The 6,392-nt window shown below is 70.0% G+C and carries 6 protein-coding genes and 1 pseudogene; 3 read left to right on the forward strand and 4 right to left on the reverse strand.

What is annotated here, in order from left to right; translation table 11 throughout:
- The first annotated feature begins 148 nt into the window (after window positions 1–148).
- The 3 genes from VFX99_RS07330 to VFX99_RS07340 are packed head-to-tail and all read left to right on the forward strand — an operon-like array spanning window position 149 to window position 2,575.
- Complete coding sequence (locus tag VFX99_RS07330; protein ID WP_329665645.1) at window positions 149–895, forward strand: glycosyltransferase family 2 protein; 747 nt, start codon at window positions 149–151, stop codon at window positions 893–895.
- Window positions 892–1,302, forward strand: a complete 411-nt coding sequence (locus VFX99_RS07335; protein ID WP_329665646.1) for a DUF2304 domain-containing protein — start codon at window positions 892–894, stop codon at window positions 1,300–1,302. The genes VFX99_RS07330 and VFX99_RS07335 overlap by 4 nt, the downstream gene beginning before the upstream one ends.
- The gene (locus tag VFX99_RS07340; RefSeq protein ID WP_329665647.1) at window positions 1,289–2,575 is read left to right on the forward strand and encodes a hypothetical protein; all 1,287 of its coding nucleotides are present in this window, start codon (window positions 1,289–1,291) and stop codon (window positions 2,573–2,575) included. The genes VFX99_RS07335 and VFX99_RS07340 overlap by 14 nt, the downstream gene beginning before the upstream one ends.
- Here VFX99_RS07340 and VFX99_RS07345 read toward each other — a convergent pair.
- From VFX99_RS07345 to VFX99_RS07360, 4 genes and pseudogenes are all read right to left on the reverse strand, one after another.
- Window positions 2,565–3,665, reverse strand: a complete 1,101-nt coding sequence (locus tag VFX99_RS07345) for a glycosyltransferase family 1 protein (protein ID WP_329665648.1) — start codon at window positions 3,663–3,665, stop codon at window positions 2,565–2,567. The two genes, VFX99_RS07340 and VFX99_RS07345, sit on opposite strands and share 11 nt — an antisense overlap.
- 34 nt (window positions 3,666–3,699) lie before the next feature.
- Complete coding sequence (locus VFX99_RS07350) at window positions 3,700–4,779, reverse strand: acyltransferase (RefSeq protein WP_329665649.1); 1,080 nt, start codon at window positions 4,777–4,779, stop codon at window positions 3,700–3,702.
- Window positions 4,776–5,912: an NAD-dependent epimerase/dehydratase family protein gene (locus tag VFX99_RS07355; protein WP_329665650.1), complete on the reverse strand. Its 1,137-nt coding sequence runs from the start codon at window positions 5,910–5,912 to the stop codon at window positions 4,776–4,778. The genes VFX99_RS07350 and VFX99_RS07355 overlap by 4 nt, the downstream gene beginning before the upstream one ends.
- A gap of 36 nt (window positions 5,913–5,948) precedes the next feature.
- Window positions 5,949–6,392: pseudogene (locus VFX99_RS07360) on the reverse strand (glycosyltransferase family 2 protein); the annotation flags it as partial.

A 6,392-nucleotide genomic window follows, 5' to 3' on the forward strand; every position in this document is an offset into this window, starting at 1 on the left:
GCGGGGCTGGACGACCTGGCCCAGGCGGGAGCCGTTCGCCTGGTCGACGAGCAGGGAGCCGCCCGCCTGTACGAGATCACCGCGTGCGATCGCTGAGCCGGAGCGGGGCACGGGTCCTCGAAAACGCCGTCGGTAGACTGGGCGCACTATGACCGCTACGTCCGATCGGGTGCTGATCATCGTCCCGGCCTGGAACGAAGCCGGAAACGTCGGGACCACGGTCCGCGAGATCCGGGCGGCCAGTCCCTCGTACGACGTCGTCGTGATCGATGACGGATCCGCCGATCAGACATCGCGTGTGGCGCGCGACGCGGGTGCCCGGGTGCTCACGCTCCCGTTCAATCTCGGTGTCGGCGGCGCGATGCGGACGGGGTTCACCTACGCGCAGCGTCAGGGCTACACGCGTGCCATCCAGGTCGACGCCGACGGGCAGCACAACCCCTCCGACATCGACCGGGTGCTGTCGGGGCTCGATCAGGCCGACATCTCCATCGGCGCACGATTCGCCGAGGTGGGCGACTACAGCGTCCGCGGCCCCCGCCGGTGGGCGATGGTGGTGCTCGCGAAGGTGGTCTCCCGTGTGGCGAAGACCCCTCTGACGGATGTGACCAGCGGCTTCCGCGCGGCGAATGCGAGGGCCATCGACCAGTACGTGCGCTACTACCCCGCGGAGTACCTCGGGGATACCCTCGATTCCCTCGTGGCCGCCTGCCACGCCGGCCTGACCGTGACCCAGGTGCCCGTCGCGATGCGCGCGCGCACGCACGGCCGGCCGAGCCAGGGGGCCGTCGGATCGACCAAGTACCTGCTGCGGTCGGTGTTCGCGCTAGGCCTCGCCGTCATGCGGCGGGCGCGCCCCGTGCGCCGCGAGGTCGAGGCGGGGGTGTCGGCATGATCGTCGTCGGCGCGATCGTCCTCGCGCTGGCGATCCTGGTCCTCGTGGTGTGGATGCTGCTCACCAGACGTCTGCGGGAGAAGTACGCCGTCGTCTGGCTCGTGATCGGTGTGGGCGTGCTGCTCCTCGGCATCTTCCCGCAGCTGCTTCTCGGGCTCACCGCGGCGCTCGGAGTCCAGCTGCCGGCGAACCTCCTGTTCGCCGTCGCCATCGTGCTGCTCCTGGCCGTGAGCCTCCACCTGTCGTGGGAGCTGTCACAGGCGGAGGACGAGGTGCGTCGCACGGCCGAGGAGATCGCGATCCTCCACGCCGAGCTCGACGACGTGCGGCTGCGCGTCGCGCGCCTCGACGCGGCCGCCGACGCGATGGACCGCGGTCCGCGCGCGGACGGCGATGAGCGCGGCTGACGCGACGGGCGACCCCGCCTCCGGTTCCGGTCGCGGCCTCACCTACATCCTGGGCGCGACGGTCGTCGCGGGCGGGATCGGCTACGTCATCCAGGCCGTCGTTCCCGCGTTCACGGAGCCGACGCAGTACATCGCCTTCAGCGTGTTCTGGTCGGTCGTCTATCTCGTCGTCTCGGCGCTGTCGGGCATCCAGCAGGAGGTGACGCGATCCGCGCATCCGCGCACCGACTCGTCCGCGCCCGGATGGGCCTCGCTCGCGCGATTCGCCGGCACCGCGGCCGCGGCCGCGGTCGTGCTGGTCGTGGCGACCTCGCCCCTGTGGGCGCCGCGGGTGTTCGTGGCCGACTCCGTGCCCCTGGTCGCCGCTCTCGCCCTCGCGGTGATCGGCTACACCCTCGTCGCCGCGCTGAGCGGGGCGCTCTACGGAGTGCGCAACTGGCCGGGCGTTGCGACGATGACCGTAACCGATGCGGGGCTGCGCCTGGCGACGGTCACGATCGTGCTGGCAGCGGGAGGCGGAGTCGCGGCGCTCGGATGGGCTGTCGCGGTGCCGTTCGCCGTCGCCTTCGCAATCGTGTGGGCGGTCTGGGGTGGCCGCGTGCGCACCGGGCTGCAGCTCGATGCGGCGCCCCGCCGGCTCGCACGCAACAGTGCGAGCACGGTGGTGGCCGCCGCCGCGACCGGCGTGATGATCAGCGGACTGCCGTTCCTGCTCGGGCTCACCGCGGGCGGGGCCGCACCGTCACTCCTCGCGTCGCTCATCCTCGTGATCACCCTCACCCGGGCGCCGCTGGTCATCCCGATCCTCGCACTGCAGAGCTATCTCGTCGTGACGTTCCGCGATCAGCGGGAACACATGATGCGGCGGGTGGTGCTGTGGGGAGGCGGACTGCTCGTGCTGACCGCGGTGCTCGCCGCGCTCGCCGTCGTCGTGGGGCCGTGGGTGATCGAGCTGCTCTACGCCGATCGCTACGGGCTTCCGGCCGCGGCCTACGCCGCCATCGTGGCCAGCGCCGGTCTCACCGCGGTCCTGTGCGTCACCGGTCCGGCGGCGCTCGCCTCGGGCCGGCACGGCGTCTACGTCGCTGGCTGGCTGGTCGCGTCGAGCTCGCTCGTCGTGGGTCTGGTGCTGCCGGCGGACGAGCTGCCCAGGGTGCTGCTCGCGATCACCGTCGCCCCGGTGATCGGTGTGGTCATCCACCTCGTCGGCCTCGCAGTGCCCTCGCGGAACAGGGCGGCGCGCGAGGGCGCGCCCCGCCCATTCACCGACTGAGCGCCAGCGCCCGGTCGAACGACTCGCGCGTCTCGCGCGCCGTCCGCTCCCACGTGAACTCGGCCGCCCGAGCGCGACCGGCCTGCGCGAGCTGTGCGCGCAGCGCGGCATCCTGGACGATCTGGTCGAGCAGCCGCGCGAGCGCGGCATCGTCGGCGGGATCGAAGTAGCGTGCCGCGTCTCCGCCCACGAAGCGATGGACTCCGATGTCGCTGAGCAGCACCGGGATGCCCGCCCCCATGGCCTCGAGCGTCGGCAGCGAGAAGCCCTCGGCGAAAGAGGGGATGGCCAGGGCGGTCGCGACGGAGTACAGGCGCCGCACCTCGGCCTCGTCCACCCATCCACGCAGGTCGACGGAGTCATCCATCCCGAGGCTCTGCACCAGTGGTGCCAGCGGGTCGTCCCCGCGCCCTCCCGTGACGACGATCCGCGGGCGGCGCTCCGGCGGAAGCAGGGACGAGGCGCGGATGAGCGCACCCCAGTTCTTGTGGGGGCGACGGTTTCCCATCGCCAGGATGAGGGGGCCCTCCGATCCCGCCTGCGTCCGGTCGACGCCCTGCGGCGGAGTGCCGGCGAGCGGGATGACGTCGAGCCTGCGGTCGTCGACGCCCAGGTACTTGACGATCTCGGCGGCCGAGTCCGGGCTGATCGTGATGACCCGCGTGGCGTTGCGTGCGGCCGCCTTCTCCATCCACTTGACGGGAGCGGTGTACAGGGGCGTGGACATGTACTCCGGGTGACTCCAATAGAGCATGTCGTGCATCGTCACGACCGCCGGCATGGCGGTCCGGCGCGGACCGAGCGTCGCGGGGGAGTGCACCAGATCGACCGCCTCGCGTTTCGCCGCACGCGCGACCCGGGTCAGCTCGCCCCACGCCCAGACGAATCGGTTCTCGCCGCTGATGCCCGATTCGATGATCCGTCCGGGAAACCATGTGAGGTCCAGCGTTGCGCCTTCGCGGCTGGCGAACCCGATGTACTCGTAGTCGCCGTGCATCCGCCCGAGCGCCCGATACAGCTCGCGGGTGTAGGTCTCCATGCCCCCTTTGGTGCCGGTGTATGACAGGAGGTCGACGAGCACGCGGGGCATGGTGAGATCCAGGCTACCAACCGGGACCGCGCGGCTACGGTCCGACCGGCGTGGGCCGCAATCGCTTGCGTGCCGGACGCGCCCACTCCATCGCGCGATGCTCGACGATGGACCAGCTCAGCCACGCCAGCGCGAAGGTCACGATCAGGACGATCAGCACATAGACGGGCAGGCCGAAGGCTGCCCCACCCAGCAGGACCGCGAGCTGCTGTACCGGCCAGGCGTAGATGTAGAACCCGTAGCTGACGTCGTTGCGGGCGATCCACGCCGGCTGCCGCACGACGGAGGAGAGCCAGAGCAGCCCGTACGCGAGGAACGGCGCCGCGGCCTGCCCGCCCCACCGGGGCACGAAGACGATGAGTCCGAGCGCCACGACCAGGCTGACCGCCGCGACGATCGCGTTGATGCCCGAGCGCTCCACGACGAAGAACACGAAGGCGCCTCCGAGGAAGAACGGCGCGAGCTTGGCGAAGAGGGCGAAGCTGGGGTCCAGCCCCCACCGCTCCGCGAGCCCGATCCCGATCCACACCGCCAGGCTGAGGACGTAGACCGCTCCCGCCACCCAGCCGTTCTTGCGGAAGAGGGCGATCGCGCCGAGCACCCACACCAGCATGTAGCAGAGGAACTCATAGAACAGCGTCCACAGCGACCCGTTCCACGCGCCGGGGTACGGCACCGACTGCAGCGTGGTGCCGATGTCGTACGCGTCGATGTAGAGGGTCAGATTCGCCCAGATGTACTCGAGCGGGGTCACCGGGGTGCTCATGAATCCCGCGAGCGTTCCATGCTCGATCAGGGCGGCCAGGGGAGCGAATGCGAATGCCGTCACCACGAGACAGACCAGGAATGCGGGGAAGATGCGGGCGATGCGGTGCAGCAGGTATTCGCCCGCCGAGGTGCGCAGCCTGCTGCGCGTGATGAGGAATCCGCTCAGCACGAAGAAGCCGGCGACGGCCCACCCGCCCAGGTTCTCACCGTGGATCATCGGGCCGGTGCCACTGCCGGTGATGTAGAAGCTGTGCGCGAAGAGCACCATCGCCGCGAGGATCAGCCGGAACAGGTTCAGGCTGTTCTTGCGGTAAGGGTACGGGGCACCCTCGAACGCGCGCCTCACTTCAGCAGGTTCCGCTCCGCCATCTCGTCGAGCGAACGCTGGTAGCTGTCGCCCTCGATCGGCTCGGTGAGCACCCACTCCACGAAGCGCGCCACGCCGTCGCGGAAGCCGACGGCAGGGGAGTAGCCGAGGATCTCGCGCAGGCGCGTGGTGTCTGCGATGTTGTGACGGATGTCGCCCAGCCGGTAGTTGCCGGACACCCGCGTGGGCACCTCGGTTCCGAATGCGGCGAAGAGTGCCTCGACGACCTCGTTCACGGTGGTCGCGACACCCGAGCCGACATTGAAGACGCCGCCCGCGGCATCGGGTCGGGTCGCCGCGAGGAAAGTCGCCTCCACCACGTCGTCGATGTAGACGAAGTCGCGGCTCTCGAGACCGTCCTCGAAGATGTTGATCTCCTTGCCCTGCCGGATGAGGGTGGAGAAGATCGACAGGATGCCGGTGTAGGGGTTCTTCAGGGACTGCCCGGGTCCGTAGACGTTCTGGTAGCGCAGCGAGACCGGCTCGACGCCGATCGTCGGCGCGACCGTGAGGATCAGCGCCTCCTGCATCTGCTTGGTGATGCCGTAGACCGACGACGGATGCAGCTTCGCCGTCTCGTCCGTCGGGATGACGGTGAGAGCGCCCTCGCCCGGAAGGTGCACGTCGAAGTCGCCGCCGGCCATATCGGCGTCGGCTCGATGGGCCGGGTAGACGACCCTGCCGTCCGAGGTGCGATACGCCCCCTCGCCGTAGATCGAGCGCGACGAGGCGATCAGGAGCCGCCGCACGTCGTTCGGCTCGTTCGCGAGGAGGTCGAGCAGCTTGGCGGTGCCACCGACGTTCGTCTCGGTGTAGCGGTCGATCTCGTACATCGACTGGCCCGTGCCGGTCTCGGCGGCCAGGTGCACGACGACCGTGGCTCCCGCCAGCGCGGCACGCAGGTCGTCGGTCGAGGTGACCGTCCCTTCGATGACCGTGGCCACGCCGTCGAGCGAGCGCAGCAGCGGAGAGGTCCTTCCGGGGTCGTTCCCGTGAACCTGCGGGATCAGCGCGTCCAGCACCGTGACGGTGTGACCGGCGTCGACGAAGCGACGGGCGAGGCGCGTGCCGATGAAGCCGGCTCCGCCCGTGATGAGCACATGATCGGACATGCGGGTGACTCCTGGGGTGGGGACCCGCGAGCGGGGTCAGAGGGCGACGATGTGCGCCAGCGTCGATTCTATCCCGGACCGGTTTCCGGCCTGCAGGACCTTGGGCAGCTCGGTGATCGCGTGAAGGCGCGACATCACTCGCGCACGAGCCGTGCGCGACGTGCGCGCCCAGCCATGCGCGTCGGCCAGTCGACGCGCCTCGGCATAGTAGGTGCGCTCGTCGCGGAAACGCCGACCGTCCAGCAGCGTCTTCTGGGACGCGCTGCCACCGTGCCTGCGGTAGGAGAAGGCGAGCGTGGGGTTGTAGGCCAACGTGCCTCCCTCGAAGGCGACGTCCATCAGCAGGGCGAGATCCTGGATGATCGGCAGGCCCTCGCGGAAGTCGATGCGCTGGAGCGTCTCGGTGCGGAACACCAGCGACGGCCAGTACAGCCAATCGCCGCGGATCAGGCTCGTGGCCATCCGCTCGCCCGTGAGGAC

This window comes from Microbacterium sp., from assembly GCF_036277215.1.
Taxonomy (GTDB): Bacteria; Actinomycetota; Actinomycetes; order Actinomycetales; family Microbacteriaceae; genus Microbacterium.